At 39.7% G+C, this 17,758-nt stretch carries 14 protein-coding genes; 5 read left to right on the plus strand and 9 right to left on the minus strand.

Annotation, left to right across the window (positions count from 1 at the left end):
- Window positions 1-85: 85 nt before the first annotated feature.
- The 3 genes from CBM24_RS10410 to CBM24_RS10420 are packed head-to-tail and all read right to left on the minus strand — an operon-like array spanning window position 86 to window position 4,479.
- Window positions 86-1,891, minus strand: coding sequence for an ABC transporter ATP-binding protein (locus CBM24_RS10410; protein ID WP_088161156.1), 1,806 nt, complete (start codon window positions 1,889-1,891; stop codon window positions 86-88).
- Window positions 1,891-3,633, minus strand: coding sequence for an ABC transporter ATP-binding protein (locus tag CBM24_RS10415; protein WP_088161157.1), 1,743 nt, complete (start codon window positions 3,631-3,633; stop codon window positions 1,891-1,893). Before CBM24_RS10415 ends, CBM24_RS10410 begins: the two co-directional genes overlap by 1 nt.
- A gap of 24 nt (window positions 3,634-3,657) precedes the next feature.
- Entirely contained in the window at window positions 3,658-4,479 is an 822-nt protein-coding gene (locus CBM24_RS10420) for an ATP/GTP-binding protein (protein ID WP_157698419.1), read from the minus strand.
- A gap of 487 nt (window positions 4,480-4,966) precedes the next feature.
- Between CBM24_RS10420 and CBM24_RS10425 the strand changes: the two genes are divergently transcribed.
- Window positions 4,967-6,256 (plus strand): glycoside hydrolase family 71/99-like protein, encoded by a 1,290-nt coding sequence (locus CBM24_RS10425; protein WP_088161159.1) that lies wholly within the window; start codon window positions 4,967-4,969, stop codon window positions 6,254-6,256.
- Window positions 6,257-6,597: 341 nt separating this feature from the next.
- Complete coding sequence (locus CBM24_RS10430; RefSeq protein ID WP_088163522.1) at window positions 6,598-7,170, plus strand: glutathione peroxidase; 573 nt, start codon at window positions 6,598-6,600, stop codon at window positions 7,168-7,170.
- 11 nt (window positions 7,171-7,181) lie between these two features.
- Here CBM24_RS10430 and CBM24_RS10435 read toward each other — a convergent pair whose 3' ends face one another.
- Entirely contained in the window at window positions 7,182-7,724 is a 543-nt protein-coding gene (locus tag CBM24_RS10435) for an SMI1/KNR4 family protein (RefSeq protein ID WP_088161160.1), read from the minus strand.
- Window positions 7,725-7,798: 74 nt separating this feature from the next.
- Entirely contained in the window at window positions 7,799-10,471 is a 2,673-nt protein-coding gene (locus CBM24_RS10440) for a DEAD/DEAH box helicase family protein (protein ID WP_088161161.1), read from the minus strand.
- A 549-nt stretch (window positions 10,472-11,020) separates the two neighbouring features.
- On the opposite strand from CBM24_RS10440, the gene CBM24_RS10445 reads away from it, so the two are divergent.
- Window positions 11,021-11,479 (plus strand): hypothetical protein, encoded by a 459-nt coding sequence (locus tag CBM24_RS10445; RefSeq protein WP_088161162.1) that lies wholly within the window; start codon window positions 11,021-11,023, stop codon window positions 11,477-11,479.
- A gap of 42 nt (window positions 11,480-11,521) precedes the next feature.
- On the opposite strand, the gene CBM24_RS10450 is transcribed toward CBM24_RS10445, so the two are convergent.
- The 3 genes from CBM24_RS10450 to CBM24_RS10460 all read right to left on the minus strand — a co-directional run bounded on the left by CBM24_RS10450 (window position 11,522) and on the right by CBM24_RS10460 (window position 13,367).
- Complete coding sequence (locus CBM24_RS10450; RefSeq protein ID WP_088161163.1) at window positions 11,522-12,109, minus strand: hypothetical protein; 588 nt, start codon at window positions 12,107-12,109, stop codon at window positions 11,522-11,524.
- Window positions 12,110-12,253: 144 nt separating this feature from the next.
- Window positions 12,254-12,652, minus strand: coding sequence for an STAS/SEC14 domain-containing protein (locus tag CBM24_RS10455; protein ID WP_088161164.1), 399 nt, complete (start codon window positions 12,650-12,652; stop codon window positions 12,254-12,256).
- A gap of 118 nt (window positions 12,653-12,770) precedes the next feature.
- Window positions 12,771-13,367, minus strand: coding sequence for a DNA-3-methyladenine glycosylase (locus CBM24_RS10460; RefSeq protein WP_088161165.1), 597 nt, complete (start codon window positions 13,365-13,367; stop codon window positions 12,771-12,773).
- Between the two features lie 470 nt (window positions 13,368-13,837).
- Here CBM24_RS10460 and CBM24_RS10465 point away from each other — a divergent pair, with 470 nt between their 5' ends.
- The gene (locus tag CBM24_RS10465; RefSeq protein WP_088161166.1) at window positions 13,838-14,164 is read left to right on the plus strand and encodes a hypothetical protein; all 327 of its coding nucleotides are present in this window, start codon (window positions 13,838-13,840) and stop codon (window positions 14,162-14,164) included.
- A 49-nt stretch (window positions 14,165-14,213) separates the two neighbouring features.
- Here the strand turns inward: CBM24_RS10465 and CBM24_RS10470 are convergent, their stop codons facing one another.
- On the minus strand, window positions 14,214-15,992 hold the full coding sequence (locus CBM24_RS10470; protein WP_088161167.1) for an NPCBM/NEW2 domain-containing protein: 1,779 nt from the start codon (window positions 15,990-15,992) through the stop codon (window positions 14,214-14,216).
- A 558-nt stretch (window positions 15,993-16,550) separates the two neighbouring features.
- Here CBM24_RS10470 and CBM24_RS10475 point away from each other — a divergent pair.
- Window positions 16,551-17,483 carry an SPFH domain-containing protein gene (locus tag CBM24_RS10475; RefSeq protein WP_075992121.1) on the plus strand — a complete coding sequence of 311 codons (933 nt, stop codon included), beginning with the start codon at window positions 16,551-16,553 and terminating at the stop codon, window positions 17,481-17,483.
- Window positions 17,484-17,758 lie beyond the last annotated feature (275 nt).

The following is a 17,758-nucleotide window of genomic DNA, read 5'->3' on the forward strand; positions in this document are numbered from 1 at the left end:
ATGAACTTGTATTTCGTAAGCTGCAGTATTTTTCAAAACAAGGCTTCTGTCATGAAAGGAGTATCGTATTAAAACCTCGAAATGATCAGTCAAACTGTCCCATATACAAACGATAATATTTACCTTTTTGCTTTAAGAGTTCTACATGCGAACCGAACTCGGCGATTCTCCCTTTTTCGATCAGACAGATTACGTCGGCATTCCTTATGGTCGAGAGTCTATGGGCAATGACGAAGCTTGTTTTGTCTTGCATTAACCGGTCAATACCTTCCTGAATAGCAATTTCAGTGCGTGTATCGATTGAGCTGGTCGCCTCATCCAATATTAAGATTGGCGTATTGGCCACAGTTGCCCGGGCGATGTTAATTAACTGCCGCTGTCCCTGACTCAGATTGGCCCCGTCATTGGTCAATTCGGTTTTATACCCTTGTGGCAGTTGCATGATAAAGCTATCTGCGGCAGCAAGCTTTGCTGCCGCTATCACTTCATCATCCGTTGCGGTGAGCCTGCCATAACGGATGTTTTCCATGACCGTATCGGTAAACAAATGGGTGTCCTGAAATACGATAGACAGTTTTTTACGCAGTTCATTGCGATCCAACTTAAAAATAGATGTCTTGTCTAAAAGAATATCCCCGGATAGCAAAGGGTAGAAGCGAGGTAGCAAATTGATAATTGTCGACTTGCCGGCGCCGGTCTCACCCACGAAAGCGATCTTTTGTCCAGGTTTTACGTCGATGTCAATATCAAATAAAACCTGTTTTTCGGGTACATAGCCAAAATTTACATGCGATAGTGTCACTTGGCCCTGAATCGGGGCCGGCATTGGCAATGGATCTATCGTTTCACTTTCAGGAGCAGTGTCAATAACGGCAAAAATACGTTCTGCGCCCGCAAGAGCTGCCTGTAAGCTGTTGTATTGGCTGGAAATCTCGTTTACAGGCCGTCCAAATTGCCGTGCATACTGTAAAAATGCAGTTAACCCCCCTAAATCAAATCCACGTGTGATCACTAGAATACCACCTGCGATGGTAGTCAGCGCGTAATTAATGGTGCTCATATTCGCCATCAAAGGCATCATCATTCCAGAATAAAACTGGGCCTTTGTTGCTTTTTCCCGCAGTACCTGATTAAGCTGCTCAAATTGTTCGATGGCAGCGTTTTCGTGGCCAAAAACCTTCACTACCTTTTGTCCGCTGATCATTTCCTCTACATAGCCATTGGCATTGCCGAGCGCAGCTTGGTTGGCGGCAAAAAAACTCTTGCTCTTGTTGATGATCAGTTTCGCCAGATATAACATCAGCGGAATCATGATCAATGCAATAATCGATAGGATAGGGCTGATATACAGCATGAGGGCGAGTGTCCCCAACAAAGTAATTGAGCTGATTAAAAGCTGTGTGATACTATTATTTAGGGCATCGCTTACTGTATCCATGTCATTGGTGAAGCGACTCATCAGATCACCATGCTGATGGGTATCGTAAAATTGCAAAGGGAGGTACTGCATGCGGTCGAACAGATCATTTCGGAGGTTAGAAATCGTTTTCTGTGCCACTTTTATGGTCAGTCGGTATTGCAACATGTTGAAAATTCCTGTAGCGATATAAATTCCGATCATGACCAGGGCAATATGTCCTAGACCAACAATATCTTTTTTGAGGACATAATTGTTGATCGCAGGCCGTAAAAGGTAGTTGCCTGCCAGTGTCCCTGCAGTTCCCAGCAAAAGTGAAATTAAAATCAGCAGGAGCATCAGCCGTTGCGAAGAAAGGTAGCGCATCAATCGCCATAAAGCTTTAAATCCCTGTTGAGGCTTTTCATTTTTAATGCGTCTTGAACTACCGGGGCCAGGTAAACTCACGGGAATGGATTTGTTTGAGGTACTCATTAGGCTTCTTCTTTTTGCAGGTGTTGTGACTGATAAATTTCCTGATAGCTGGTATTTGTTTGCAGAAGTACATCGTGTGATCCAGAACCGACAATGCGGCCTTCTTCCATGACCAATATTTGGTCGGCATGCATGACGCTCGAAATACGCTGCGCGATAATCAATAGTGTGGTGTTCTGCAGATAATTTTTTAAACCTTCACGTATTTTTCGATCGGTATCGATGTCCACAGCACTTGTACTGTCGTCCATAATCAAGATTTTAGGTTTCTTCAATAAAGCCCTGGCAATACATATGCGTTGTTTTTGTCCTCCTGAAACATTGACGCCTCCTTGTCCCAGTAGTGTCTGATAGCCGCTGGGAAAGGAGCGTATAAAATCGTCTGCACAAGCAATCCTAGCAGCGGCGTAAATATCCTCTTCTGTTGCCTGCTCATTTCCCCATTTGAGATTTTCTAAAATCGTTCCTGAAAAAAGTTGGTTCTGCTGCAACACAATCGCAATCTGGCTGCGCAGTTCCTGTAGTTGGTAATTTCTGACATCGATGGCATCTACTAAAACGGCACCTTCAGACACATCATATAGTCGGGGAATTAATTGTACCAAAGTGCTCTTTCCCGAACCTGTGCCACCTATGATTGCTAGGGTAGTCGCAGGCTTTACTTCGAAGCTAATATTGTCAAGGTTGGGTTTTTCACTTTGTAAGTTATAACGGAAAGTGACTTGCTTAAATGCGATCCGTCCCGCTGTGATGGCGTATCTATTTTGGAGGCCTTCCGCAGTATCCGTTAAGGAGGGTTGTTTCTCTAAAACTTCTTCAATTCTATCGCCAGAAGCGATTGCCCTTGAAATCATCATGAAAGTCAATGAAAGCAGCATCAAAGAAATAAGGATTTGCGTGATATAACTTAGAAATGACATCAATCCACCCAGTGCAAGCGTTCCGGTCATTACTTTCTGTCCGCCAAACCAAGTCACGGCAACAAGCGACAAACCCATCACCAATTGCATGACAGGCATGATAAGGACAACGATGCTCGAAGCTTTGGTGGCAACATCCATCAGATCGAAATTCACTTTGTCGAATTTCTTTTTCTCAAAATCCTGTCGTACAAAAGCTTTTACTACCCGCACATTGAGTAGATTTTCCTGCACAACACTATTGACACGGTCAACTGCCCGCTGCATCTTGATAAAAAAGGGGAGTCCTTTGCGTAATAAAATAAAAATACTTAAGGCCAATATAGGCAATGCAATGGCCATCACGATGGAAAGATCCTTATTAATAGAAACTGCAAAGATAATGGCAAAAACCATCATAAGGGGTGCTCTTAGAAGCATACGCAAGCACATCATCATGACTTGCTGCATCATATTGGTGTCGTTGGTGAGCCGTGTTGTAAGCGAGGCCGAACTGAAATAATCGGTATCCGCAAAAGCAAAGGATTGTATTTTTCGAAACAAGGCCGTCCGGAGATTCGTCGCAAAACCCACCGACGCGTGTGCAGAGTAATAGATGTTGCATAAATTGGCAACGATAGCAACGATCGCTAATCCGATCATGGCCAATCCAATTTTCAAAATATAGTTGATATCTTTATGCAAAATTCCGTCGTCGACAATGATAGACATCAGACGGGGTTGTACAATCTCGCAAAATACATCGATCACAACGAAAAAAGGAATAATCAAAAAAGCCTTTCTAAATGACTTGGTATAAGGGGTAAACGTGGAAAGCTTCATCTGCCAGTATATCCATTAAATCATCTAGTCCAGTTTGTAAGCCTGAACGCTGTTACTCCTAACGGTAGGCACATACAGCATACCTGAAGATTTGTCGTATCCGATATCGGCAGCGTTTATCTTTTTGTCACGTGTGTCAAGTAATACAGCATTGGAGCCGTCAGGTTTGACATGGTAGATCAGTCCTTGCCAGCCAGAAACTACAAATTCGTTGGGTTTAATTTGTACGACACCGTCCAATCCGCCTTCCATACCTTTCGATATTACGGTAGTTTTTTTATCCTGATCTATTTTAACAAGCGCGCCATCCGATAGCACATACAAGTCTTTGCCGACAGCCAGCAACCCATTTGCACCTTTTAGGTTTTCAGCATACAGCATAGGAGAGTCGTTTTCAATGCGATAGATTTTTCCAAGTCGCGTATCACTTACATAAACGATACCCTTTGAGTCAACAGTAATGTCATTGAGCAGCTCAGCACCATCAATGGTAATTCTTTTGACGATGCTTACTTTATCTATATCGATGACGGCAATGGATTTAGAGAATGCTTCAGCCGCGTAGAGCCGGTTTTTGTGGATTCCTATACCCAAAACAGCATTGAGTCCTGTAACCCAATCTCTTTTGATAAATTTTCCGTCCATATCCAGTTTACTGATGAATGCTGTAGTATTAGGTTCGAAGGCGATCGTATTTGAAACATAGAGTACTTTGTTTTTGGCATCTACCCAAACGGACTCTGGAGATCTTAGGGTGGTGTCCGATTGCCATTGGGGCGTTAAAGACTTCTGTCCAAATAGGACTTGTACAAACATGATAAGGGTTAATGTTAACGTAATTTTCATAGAAAATCGGATTGAGATTTATATTAGTTTAATTTATTCGAATTAAATAACGATTACCCAAGGGAACTTTGGTCTTCCGCTAAAGAAGAAATAGTTGTAGTCAAGAAAAAAATCGACCATTGAGTTCATTTAATATACAGAATTTAGAACGTATTGTTTTCTTTTTTCGAAAGAAAACCTCGTCGGATCGCTCAGATCAATTACTTCTTTATAAATAAACTGGTGCAGCATTTGTTTTCAATACACAGCAAAATTACTGTACGCACATTAAACGTATTTATAAATAATTTTTCATTTTATACAGATTTATGGAAGCTATTAATTTCTTGTTAATAGTTCATTAATGGTACATAATAACTTTGATTTCAAGAATAACCCCAGTAAAAATTTAGCCTTCCGGAACAGCGAGGCAGTATGGGAACTAGCATTGAAATAAACCAATATGTATAAACCAGTCTTCAACCATTTATAAAAAAATCACTTAATTATGAGTATTAAACAGCAGAAAAAAGTATGTATAATCTTCTTGTTGATCGCTTTGATGATGTCCTGTTCAAAGAGCGAAAAGAAGATTGAAGAATCTATCCCGAAAGAGGAGGCCAAAAAAGCGAATGGCAACAATGGGCTTTCCGCGACAGGCGATGTCGTTGGGCAGATTACCGTGGGATACCAGGGCTGGTTTTCCTGTGCGGGTGACAATTCACCCATGGGAACACATTGGTGGCACTGGACTGAGGCTTGGCAGCAGACCCCGACCCAAGGTAATTTCCATATTCCTTCTTGGCCTGACAACAGCGAATACCAAAAAAAATACAATACCAATTTACCTGCATTGGGCAATGGTTCACCTGCATCTCTGTTTTCTTCATTTGACGATCAGACAGTCAATGTCCAATTTAAATGGATGAAGGATTACGGTATCCATACGGCGGCATTGCAGCGATTTAATCCCACAGGGATAGAAGGTCCTATTCGTAATGCGATTACGGCTAAAGTTAAAACTGCCGCCGAGCAACATGGTATCAAATTCTATATCATGTATGATGTGTCGGCCTGGGTTAATATGCAGGCTGAGATAAAAAATGATTGGCTAAATCTGATGAAACAATATACCCAGTCTACTGCCTATGCCAAACAGAACGGCAAGCCTGTGGTCGGTATTTGGGGATTCGGTTTTAATGACAACAACCATCCCTGGTCAGCAGCCGTTTGTCTGGAGGTTATTCAGTGGTTTCGCGATCAAGGCTGCTATGTCATGGGCGGTACGCCAACACACTGGAGGTTGGCACAAACAGGAGGAGATTCGAGACAAGGCTATATGGATGTCTACAAATCATTTGATATGTTGTCACCTTGGATGGTAGGCCGCATCGGAACCATTGCAGACGTGGATCATTATGCGCAGCATATCCAAAATGCTGATCTACAGTTTTGCAATTTAAATAACATAGACTATCAGCCCTGTGTATTGCCGGGGGCACTGCAGGAGGGGCAACGAAAACATGGTGATTTTATGTGGCGACAATTCTATAATTTGACCGCGCTTGGTGTCAAGAGTATTTATGTGTCCATGTTTGATGAGTACAACGAATCCAATCAGATAGCGAAGACAGCTGCAACTCAACAGGATGTTCCTGTTGGGCTAGGGATTAAATCTATGGATGAAGATGGGACTGTTTGTTCTTCAGATTATTATCTCCGGATTACAATGGATGGTGGAAAGATGCTAAAGGGACAGATAGGGCTAAGCCCAAATAGACCGACATCCCCTCAATAAGTCAACTTTAACGTACACAATTGGTTTATATAGTTTAATAGTGTAGCCGAATCTTTGTCATGAAGATTCGGTTTTTTATATTGTTTTATTATCCGATCAGAAAAGCATTTTTCATTTCCAATTCAGACTTTCTTTAGTAACTTTAATCCATTGTAAACGCTGAACTCATCGTTTACAAGACTTTGCAGAATACGTTTTGCCTTGTACAACGTTGATCGGCAAGGGGCTTATGTATCGTCCTTGGTCGCAAGTCCAAGGGTGTTCATCGACCTAAGTAAAGACGATTCTGGGATGGTTTCGTGCTTATATCGATTGTCATGTTTCAAAAAAAAATAAAAAAAATGCTCTTTATAATTTTATTCATTGTGGCGGTAGTCGCCGCAGGTGTGGCCTATTATTTATTCACCAATGGTAACGTTAAAGTAGATATGGCATTGAAATCAGCTACGCTATATGGATTTAAAGTTAAGGGGCTGGACGGCTCGTCCATCGATTTCGCGCAATTTAAAGGTAAAAAGATACTCGTTGTAAACACCGCTTCTAAATGTGGGTTTACACCTCAGTACGAGGGACTTGAACGCTTATATAAAAGATTCAGTGATAAGTTGGTTATTATAGGTTTTCCTTCAAATGATTTTTTAGACCAAGAACCTGGTAAGGATGCCGAAATAGCTGCTTTTTGTCAACGGAATTACGGCGTAACTTTTCCGATGGCAGCAAAGATTGATGTTAAAGGAAAACGGCAGGCGCCTATTTATCAGTGGTTGACCAACAAAAGCTTGAACGGCGTAGAAAGTTCTGCTGTATTGTGGAATTTTCAGAAATATCTAATCGATGAAAATGGCAGGCTTATGAAGCATTTTCCTCCAAAAATAGATCCCGAGGATCCTGCAATTGTAGCGTTGCTCGAGTAGTTAGATAGCGCTCATTCAACTTTCTTTAAACATTTGAAAATCCGCGGTAGTGGATGGCTGCAGAATGGGAGAAATTCTTTAATAGAACCGCCAGTCAAATTACTAATGAGTTCATCGATTGATTTGCCAGCTTTTCTAAATCCTGTACCCTTAAAATCTGTTACATAAATATCCAGTTCGCCTGCTGCATCAATTTCATAGTCCCAAAAGAGATAGTAGCCATTGTCGCTGGAAGCGAAGGGAAACAATCGCTTTACGAGTGGCAGCGAGCAGTCAGGACCTATTTCAAACCAGATATCATCATTTTTAACATCATCAATATAGGTACTTCTAATTTCATCGGATCTAACAGTTAATGAATCTCCATAGTTGCCCATCGGAATATAAATATGAAATTCACCTAATGCTAACCCGTATCCATAGTTTTTTACAAAGGATTTGTATGATTTAGGAAAAGCTTTTCCATTTGGGAATCTAAAATTCTCGAGAATTGACTGATCCCCAAATTCAGAAGGTGTACCTTCTATTTGCAGATCAAAGGTATTATTTAGCATAACGTTTTTATAAAAATTCGCATATTACGATTCAAAATTTCCTGCCTATTGTTGATTTTTTTTGATTTATTTCTTTACCGCCACTTACTTACTTGCAGTACGTTTTCATCCAGTTGTGCCGCCAATGATTTCGCACGTGCTTTTAAGATCAATTTTCTACCAGGAATTGTTCTGGTGAAGATTAAATCACAATTCCCTACGTGTGCTTCCCACTGATTGCTAAAGTATTCGGCGAACTCTTTTTTGCGTGCCAGCAGTTCCGGAACAGCATGATAATCTTCCTGCTTGACAAAAAAAGCAAATTTGTTTTTCCTGACAATCACATAACGCGGATTATTGATCGGCGCAATAAGCTCCTGTAATGCATTGATGAATATTGATTTGTCGTATGTTGTGCCCCCTTCTAAATGGCAGTAAACGGAACCCGAGCGATCAACTTGCGTTTCTACGCGTACTTCGTTTCGATCAGTCCGTATGATATGAGCTTTTAGCAAGCCATTTAAGAGTGCATAACTCACTTGGTTGAGATCTTTGGAAATATCTCGATATTTCAAATATAGTCTGAGTGACCTGACTGTATTTCTACCGAAAAGTAGCATTCCGACTGCACTCAAGCTGGCCATGTAAATATAAAAATCTTTTAGGCTTTGCATATTTTTTAATGCTCTAAAAAATCCCTGTACATTGTCAAGTCCAAAACTAAGCCAGGCAGCGCCCACTGTCGCGAGTAAGTTTCTAATTGTTTTGTTGAGATACAACGATTTTACACGTTGATAATCTTGTTCTTCCGCAAAAGGTATCTTGATCTCCTCGACGAGATTCACTCCTTTGCTAAGCGCATCATTCCACCGCTGTCTGAGGTTCTCTCGGTCGGCAGCAAATAACAACATTTCCGCATTTTTCCGTGAAATTTCCCCAACGTTGTTTATGTTTTCGGGTAGATCAAAACGGCCTATACCATTTTCAATTTCAGGTTCTTGTCGCAGCGAGACGCCGACAAAACTTTTGAACCGTCGCTTTAATAATTTAAGGTCATCACCGCCCGTTGCGGAAGTGGAGTCGGCACATACCAAATGCCAGATATTTGCCGTTTTGTCCTTATTGCCCTGTTGCGCTCTGATAGCCCGACCCCGCATCTGATTGGAAAGTACAAATGAGCCGACAAAGCTCGCTAAAATCAGGGCATTGATTGCCGGAGCGTCCCAGCCTTCACCTAACAATGACTTGGTCCCCAGTAGGACTTCAATTTCTCCAGTCTGGAATAGCTGTGTGACGATGTGAACGATATCGTGTTTAAGTCCCTCTGTCTGGTTTATTAAAAGGTAATTTGTATCAAAAGGAACAGGGCTCGCAGCGTTGTCATAAATATCATACTTAGCAGCAGTGGTTTGAAATGCAGCGTAAGTGCTAGCCGGAATAATGATCATGGATCCTGTAAGTACAGCGATTTTCTTATTATTCTTATTTTCCCGTCTCAATTTTTCGAAAATAGGGATAACACCTATTTTGTTCAATTCAAGCGTATTATGGTCGGTGCTTACATAGAATTCTTTTCGGATAAAATCCGAAAGGACTACCAGCCGTAGGTTTCTACCCAATCTTTCATATTCAAAATCCACAATCGCTGTAATAGCGTCCATTTTACTGATACTGGATGTCAAATATTGTCGGACACGGCTATTTTGGGAAAAGTTAACCCGTTTTCTTTCCGTGGCACCATGCCTTTGTAATCTATTTTCTAGCATGTTGCGGTGTTCTTCAAACGCATTGAAATGTACCTTTTCCTGGTACAGATAAAATTCAAGTAGAATTTCGAGCCATTCATAATCCAGGCGAGGTATTTTAAAATCTTTGCCACCGATGATCTCCATATGGAGCTCGGGAATTGGAATTTGGTTGGCATGGAGAAAAATTAAGCATGCTGAGTAATATTTCAGGTTATTATAGACCCAGTCGAGATCATCCATCGGGTTTAACCATATCGGATGATTTTGGACCGCCTGAAGTACGATTTTGTCGCTGCTTACCTCCTTAAACAGTTTAAGCATGCCATCCCTATAATCGGCAATAAACTGTCTTTCCTTTTGGCTAGGATTGGTGAAATAGATATAATCCTGATGTGGACATAGATCACCCTCAATGACAAGTTCGGGGACGGAAATTTCTGCATCTATGGGGCCATTGAGGTCCATGTAGCGCTGCCATTCTGTTGGAGTGACATCGTAAGGTGGAGTTGCTGTTAGACCAACAACCGTCGGCTTCAGCTTTTTCTTTATATGGGTTAATGTATGCCACCATTCATTTTTAAGATGGTGTGCTTCGTCGACGACAATCGTACCGATTTTTTGCGATTTCAATCCCTTTAGGATAAGCTCAAGGTTTGACCCGAGCTCCGGTGCATCCTGATCATTGCAGGCAGCATGCAGCCCCTGATAGGTTACTACGGTGAAAAATTTCGGATTCCGGATATCCCTGGAGATCCAGTCCGGCACGGTGTCCGTTTGAAGAAAAAGTTCACAGAACCGTTGTATCCATTGGTTACGGATTGCACGTGTCGGTGCGAGAATTAGTGTTGGTTTATTGATGCGTATAGCGACTTCAAGCCCCAAAACTGTCTTACCTGAACCAGGTGGTGCCACCACATGTAAATGACCATCTTTAAGATGCTCTTGTAATTCTTCAAGTACCCGAAGTTGGTACTTGCGCCATGAATATTTGAATTTAATTGCTTTAGGGTATTCAGTCAATAGATCCGGATAATTTAAAATTTACACTATATTGTAGTGCAATATACCAATTTTGGTTGCAAATACGATTTGCCGTAGAAGACTTGTGTAATTCCTTCTATTGACCTCGAATATAAGTGGTATATTAAAATTATATTTCTTTTAAGTTAAATATTGTATATGCTTACCGAAGGGAAAAAAATAGCCGTTTTATCTAACATGGAGGTGCCTCCTAAGTACGTTTAAAGCATTTTCAAAGCACTAGTCCCTTGTGCCTGATCAGTGTTATATCCGTGCTTGATCTGTGCTTGATCCGTACACCCTCCAAAAACGGGCTAGTTTCAAGCGATTAATTTTAGCAGTTGGTTAATTTTTGATTAATTCTGGGCGAGCGGGATTTGGCATCGTTTCATCCTCCGTTAGGCTTATTGGACAGCGGAACAATTATTATTCGCGGAGACAGAATTTATATTCGTACATCACTCCCGGAAAATAACTTGATATCTTTGTAAGCGTACTTGAAAGTGTTATTGATGAATAGACAACAGTAATTATAAAAATACGGGTAATATGGGAAAAATTATATTCAGATTTTGGTTGGTTAATGTACTGATAAGTATCGCGCTATTTATCCTATACCGACTTGTTATTGCAGAGACGAATACGGTTGCTACAGGATTTCTGGAGACGATTATAGTTATACTGGACATTGTTGTCAATTTAGGTTTTTCAACAATTTATCTTTTCGTAGTGATTTTATGTTCTTTATTATTTTTTCTAAATCACATCGAAAAAATTCGCCGAAATAAAGTATTATCGTTTCTGACATTTTCGGGAATACCTGCTGTTTGTCTGGTCTTACTGATTATTTATATTTTGGTTGGAGTTTATAAATATAATATGGTTCTTGACCCGTTAAAAATGCTGCTCCTGTTTTCTGTTGTTTATCTAGCCAGCACTGTCTTAGAATTTGTCCTGTTCAGAAAAATGATTGAAAAACAGCATGCTACTCCGAAAGTTAAGCAATAAAACTGCATCATTGTCGTCTGTCTGACTATTTCTTTAATCAAATTAATCAAAATTGGCTGAGTTCAGATATCCCGATGATCTTAATGTTTCTAAGATGTAATTCGCTTCAGCTTGATCCATATCATTCGCAAATTTTATTGTTTTAAAACCATATTCAAATCGAATGGTCCCTCTATTTTTAAACAACGACAAATCATTCCTGCGGCCCCAAAAAACGAATTCAAAGGGCTCCTCTTCGATATGAAAATTCTTTGCTTCCCGTAGATCAAATATCTTATTTCTGAAGAATATATCATTTTTTCTGGCGATGCTGATCTGCTCACGATCTATCACGATGATTTCTTTTCCAATTAAGTACCACGATAATGTTTTAATCACAAATAAGCCCCCCAGAGTCCAGCCAATCAACCAGATTACTTGAAACAACCGATCAAATTCTAATCCGCTATTTCCGTTATTAAAAAAGTCCATTACGAACGAGCCTCCAACAAAATTTAATCCAATAAACCAAGCGATCAGCCACAAACTAAGGAATGCTATGACAGGCATATGTTTTTTTGCTGGGATGGTAATTTGGTATCCATTTGACGTTTGGTCAATATTTGCAATACCATCATAAGGTCTTTCCATGGTGATAATTTGTTACTCGTTCAAAATTGGTTAATTTAACAGGGACTAATATGCGAAAAGTAAAAGAATAAAAAACTATTTTTTATCATTAATTTATATTAATTTTTTCAGGATAAGCCATTTGATTTATGCATAATTAGCAGATCAAATTTTTTTATTGCTGTTCTCGATGAATTCTAATGCTTCCTCTAACTGATTTTCATCAAAATATCGCTCTTCTAAAGCCGAGTTAAATAAATGGAGCATCTTGTTTTCAATATTGACTATTGACTTCATGAAATCAGAATGGGATACAACCGCACAGCGTCCGATTTTTCCGAAATGTTTAATTCCCCATAATTCCCCTTCAAAAAATGCTTTTAATTTCATGTCTTTCATCACAGACATGTCTTTAACCTTAATCAATATGTTGACATGCGCATAACCTTCATTCAATTTTTCTTCGAAAAGCTGTTCTATCAAAAGCGCATCAGTTTCTGTAAATGTTCCTATTAATTCCAGCGCAAGTGCATTGCCTTTAAATTTTTTTATTTGATTGATCATATTTGTTTTATTATTTTGTATTTCATCTGTATAGTAAAGTTAAAAAATATGGAACGTAATTGAAATTGAGTTACGAACATGAATTGAAACCCAATTGCGGGGGCTGACGAATGAATGGTCACTTTCTGGCATATTTACTTTCCTTTACAAAAAAACGTAGGGGTAGAGCCGCGTGTTCCTTAGCATAAGCGATACCGATTCGTGCTGCTTTTCCGATTTGTGCGGGATTGTATTTTAATCCCTGATCTTCAATCCAAATGCGGTCGTCGGTCAATAGCGCATCATTAAATGACGCGTCAATTCCCAAAGCTTTGGCCGCAGAACCCGGTCCGTTGGAAAATGAGGGTTTTTCTGGTAACACGTGTCTCCGTAAAGCCATCACGTCAATGCCAACGAGCGGTTCAATACTCCTGATTAAAACGCATTGAGGATCCGCTGCACCAGAGGTAACAATATTCAACAGATGGTGAATCCCATAACATAGATATACATAGGCCACACCACCTTCACGATACATCGGCTCAGTCCTGGAGGTTCTCTTTCCGTTAAATGCATGAGATGCTTTATCCATAACGCCAAAGTAAGCTTCAGTTTCGACAATTCTACCCCCTGTTAGCAGGCCGTCTTTTTGCGTATAGAGTACCTTTCCTAACAGATCTTCTGCCAGGAATAAAGTATCGGTATTGTTATAATAAGATTTAGGCAGTTTACTCATCCTTTATACAAAAAATTGACTTATTTATCATTCGTATGGTACTCGTATCAGTAGAGGTATTCAATCCTTCTCTAAGCACAGTTTTGTTTATCCCTATTTCCCAGTTCTTTTTCTCCTAGGTTACATCGTATGTGTTCTCCAAGATTAGCCAATCCAAATCTGAAAGCAATACCATGCCATAACTGGCAACATCAATAACCTTACCCATCATCATCTATGAATCAAATTGTCAACGATTATGTCCGTCGTCTAACGTTGATTAAATATAGGGAAAATCACCATTTTATCGCTAACGAAGAGTAGTTAAGCAAATGATTTTCAAACTCACCTGATAGGGCCGATAAAAAGTCTACTTATGTTAATTTTCGTGAGGCCTAAGTAGCTGACTTTATTTTAAAAATCCATTCAGGAAACCTAAAATGATACTTGTTTGGCTCATCAGGCTGACAAATAGTTAGCAATGTATACGTATGGTCTGCAAAAAAAAATATGATGACGGCAATTTTTCAGGTATCCATACCAATATTGCTTTAACGTGGCACGCAGCAAATAAGGTCGTTACACTGGTCAGCAAGGGGATGCCAGATGTCCTTTTTGATCGGGAGGTGGACAACAGTGTGGCGTTGAGCACTGAGCTGACGGAAGCAGAAATACAAAAGGTATTTACACATTACCTTGCCCTGATTGACCGAGCCAAGGTTCGGTTTTTTGTGATGTCAAAAAATTTTGATGAGCTGCTGAACCGCAAAGAAAATAGAAGTGAGATCAAATTGCCAGGCCAGCTCTGGAATATGTAAGCTTCTGGAAATACCTTTACGAACTGGATGAATAGGGGGCGTCGTTTTTTTATTTTATAAGATATGGGTTGCACCACATTGACCAGGCATTAAAGTTGTTGCCGCTTTGATCTTGCGTAAGGAGTTCAAGATCATCGACACCTGTTATATCTAGATCAAAAAGATGCTGTTCATTGGGCTTGACATTATGGGAAGAAAGGATTTTCCCATTACCACGGATGATAAATTGAATGCCCTCTGGTTTTTGAGCGCCGTCACGTAAAGCTGCGATGATTTTTAATTGCCGCCACTTTTTTGCAAGCTTGTACTTATATAGGGATGGTGCATGGGCATATAATCCTTTGCGATATACCTTAGCGCTGTTTTCTAGAAAAAATAAAGCATTAGATTCTGCTGTGTAATAATTTCTCGCTGGGTTTTCCCAACCTACGTAAGCTTCTTCCCATGCTGCGTCAGAAAGAAAGATACTATCCTTTTTTATGGTTTTAAGGTTGATGGGTTGGTCGTCCTGCAACAATTGATTTAAGACACTCAACTTGGCCTGTTTTTGATTATCCAGGCTGTCATTTTCTACTACTCTAATCAGGTCATTGACGGTAGCCTGACCAAAATTATTAATGGTTAGGAAATCTCCTTCGTTACTATGGCTAACCATTTTTCGGTATTCTTTAACTGATCCGTTGTGAAATAAAAACAGCATTCTAATTTCATAGGGTATATTGCCTTCAAAAGGAGCAATATCAATTTCTACAGAATTGCTCTGGTTGACTACAGCGGTAAAGCTGTTGCTCAAATACTCGGAGGTATTATAAGGGTGGATCAACGCTACAACGCCATATGGTACTGTACCTGCACGGTACTGGAGCTTTAATTTTGTCGTATTTTCAGCTTGAAATAGCTTAAATGATTGTAATAGGAATTCGTTTTTTTGTTGGATAGGTTTTGGTCGCTGTGTAAATATGGGATGACTACTTAGTTGAAATACTGAGGCTTTGGAAAATTTAGCTGATTTTAAACCACCCCATTTTTCGTCTTTGTAGTGCCTGCTGCCATATTCTCCCATTAAGGAGATCGTTTTTGAATTGAACTCATTTGGAAAACCATGATCGTGTGGTAATCCAAAAAGGTGGCCCATTTCATGTGCGATCCCACCAAGGTACCAACTGTTGAACTCTCCTACAGTACATGCTTTATTTGTGGCAAACATCTCAGTAAAAGTTATTTTGGTGCTTGCATCCGTGAGTAGTGCCGGATCTAGGAGGTCGCAGTCTGCAACCATGCACAAGCCCGAGGAAGCAGAGCCCTTGCCATAGTATGGCGAATGAAAGATGTAGGTACCATTTTCATCTTTATGGCTTAAAGCATTAATAACAAGGATATGTTCGGTGTTTGGATTGATAGCAGGTGCCAGTTTTTCGAAGATTTCATTTTCTATTTCACGCCCTGAATTTATTGTATAATCATTTGAGGATTTCGCCCCTTGAACCAAGTGGTACCGATAACCCGAATCGTCTGTCTCAAAAGAGATACCATCACTCTTAAATCCCGAATTTCCAAGCTCAGTTTTGTAATAGGAGGAGATATCTTTCAGTGTTCGGTCGAGACGATTTTTCCAATCGGAAGATAGCTTTTTGTCAGCAGGATAAAAATAAACAACCTTAACAGTATGAAGCAGTTTATTTTTATTTTTTGAAATTGCTCCTTGAGCGAATTGGTTGAGTGTTAATAGTAAAATAGACAGCATTATCCAGAGGAAGTTTGGCTGACGTTTCATCCATGGTAATATACAATCGCTATTGATTTCAATTAGGTTTAATCTAGGTTTCATATTATCTAGACACTAAGTTAAATAAAATCAGCATGATTTTCATTAATAATATGCATAAGTTCTTCTTCTATATAGTTTTATATCCTATTTGGCTTGAAACGCTGGTGAAGGGGAAATCAATTTATTCTTCCTTACGATAACCCAAGAGATCAAGTCCAGCTTGATTGGCCCAAATAATAACTCCTCCGTTTTTGGTCTTTTGTGGTTTCTATTTTCATATTTTATTTGGGTGGAGTGCTGTCCATCTATCAAGGTGTTATGCATATGCGGAGCCCGAATTGATGAAAGATCCTTTGTGGAGTTATATCGTCTTAATACTCTCACGTATTTGTTATAGCAGTTGCTTTCGTTTTATAAATGGGAGTATCAGCGGAGGTAGCTTTATGCCAGGATTGCAGAGGTAAAGCGTTGATTATGCCTAGTACGATCAGATGAACCATGGTGATATTTGGGGATGATAACTTAGCGATTGATATTTACCGAAAAATAAGAGAATTGATATAAGAATGACAATGTAAAGATGTAAGTTTGTATATCACCAATATTAAATTTAAGGTTATGCTATATTTAGGAATTCTAGTCTTTTTTGGACTTATTACATTATTTGCTTCATTTTATACGGTAAAACAAGAATCTGCTGCTGTGATAGAAAGGCTGGGTAAATTTTTAAAAGTAAGTCATGCTGGTTTGCATTTAAAAATTCCGTTTTTGGATCAAATATCTAAACGTCTGAATCTTAGAATAAAGCAATTGGATGTCATAATTGATACCAAAACACTGGATAATGTTTTCATCAAGATGAAAGTTTCTGTCCAGTATCAGGTAATCAGAGACAACGTAAAAGATGCTTATTATCGTTTGGAGAATCCCGAAAATCAGATCACATCGTATGTTTTTGATGTTGTGCGTGCTGAAGTTCCAAAAACAAAATTAGATGACGTTTTCGTAAGAAAAGATGATATTGCCATTGCCGTAAAAAGTGAATTGCAGGATGCGATGCAAAGCTACGGTTACGATATTATTAAAGCATTAGTGACAGATATTGATCCTGATGAACAGGTCAAACATGCCATGAACAGAATCAACGCTGCTGAACGCGAAAAAACAGCCGCAGAATATGAGTCTGAGGCTCAAAGAATACGAATTGTTGCTGTAGCAAAAGCTGAGGCAGAATCTAAAAAACTACAGGGACAGGGTATCGCAGATCAGCGAAGAGAGATTGCGAAGGGACTGGAAGAATCTGTAAAAATGCTGAATGCTGCCAATATCAATGCACAGGAAGCCTCTGCGTTAATCGTGGTTACGCAACATTATGATACGCTGAATGCTATCGGCGCCAATAGCAGAAGTAATTTGGTTTTGCTTCCTAACTCGCCGACAGCAGCAAGCTCTATGCTGAATGATTTGGTTGTTTCAATTGCAGCGGCACAGAAGATTGATGGACATAATAGTGCGCAATTGCCTGATCTTCCTAAAGATGGCGGTCTTTAGGGATAGAAATCCAAAGAAGCTCTTCCATAGACGTATTATCTAAATGTTGATGTAACTGAATTCCTCAAAAGCAGGATATGGGATAAGATTACCAAGGGTACCACCAGGTTGGGCAATAAAGCATATGGAAATTGTAACATAGCAATATTTGGCTGATCGTAAGCGATCAATTGTATAGGAATTGGGGATGACAGTATTCCTAGAAGAACAACAATGAGAACTGAGCAAATACCGAATATGTTCCATAATCTGAAAATCTGGAAATTGAAAATTTT

The sequence above is a fragment of the Sphingobacterium sp. G1-14 genome (assembly GCF_002196555.1).
In the GTDB taxonomy this organism is placed as follows: Bacteria; Bacteroidota; Bacteroidia; order Sphingobacteriales; family Sphingobacteriaceae; genus Sphingobacterium; species Sphingobacterium siyangense.